1 protein-coding gene is annotated in these 746 nt (G+C 46.2%); it reads right to left on the minus strand.

Features of this window, described 5'->3' with window-relative positions:
• Window positions 1-25: 25 nt before the first annotated feature.
• Window positions 26-658 (minus strand): DNA-3-methyladenine glycosylase, encoded by a 633-nt coding sequence (locus ACS8FC_RS17080; protein ID WP_439297664.1) that lies wholly within the window; start codon window positions 656-658, stop codon window positions 26-28.
• Between the last annotated feature and the right edge of the window lie 88 nt (window positions 659-746).

The raw sequence follows: 746 nt of genomic DNA on the forward strand, positions 1-746 counted from the left end.
CAAAATAGGTTTAAATCTCAATCTACTAGTTCTTAGATAAAGAAGGATGATCGGTCCATATATAGCGTAGTAGCCAGTCTTTAGCATCACCAGCATAATCAATACCGATACGCGGACGCACTGACACGGGTGGCTGGCAACCATCATCTTCGACCCAAACGCCTGAGTCTGGCGAGATAGGCTTGCCATATAAGTCGCGAGTTATCTGCAAGCGCTTGGTCAGTTTACCCGGACCTGCAAACTGCTTGGGGTGAGTCAGCTGCTTATTTGGACTGAGTTGTTGCTCATCAATCAGACGGTCGCTATCATCCGTCAAAAACCCAGCGCGAATCAATACCGACTCAGGCGACTCTAGAGGGCCGCTAATCAAATTTAGCATATGATGCACACCGTATGTCAAATAGACATAGAACACACCGCCTTGCTCATACATAATCTCTGTGCGCGCCGTTCGAGTACCTGCATGTGAATGGCAGGCGGGATCATCTTGACCAATGTAGGCTTCGGTCTCAGAAATACGCATTCGCAAAACTTTTTCTGATCCGTCGCTGTCGATCAGCTTTCTACAAAGCACCTTACCGACCAAATCGGCAGCGACCACACAGGTCGGACGAGTGAACCAGTCAGGCTCTAAGACAGTTGATGAAGCAGTAGACATGAGCGAAACCTTTTCTTATTTTTATGGTCTAATTGATATGAGTAAGTACTAACAAATTAGCATAAAAGTAAGATAAGGTATGGAGGAC

It is taken from the genome of Psychrobacter sp. 1Y4 (assembly GCF_051847555.1).

What these genes read in the sequence shown, in the direction of transcription:
- ACS8FC_RS17080 (WP_439297664.1), bottom strand. Translation starts at nt 658, where the DNA reads ATGTCTACTGCTTCATCAACTGTCTTAGAGCCTGACTGGTTCACTCGT.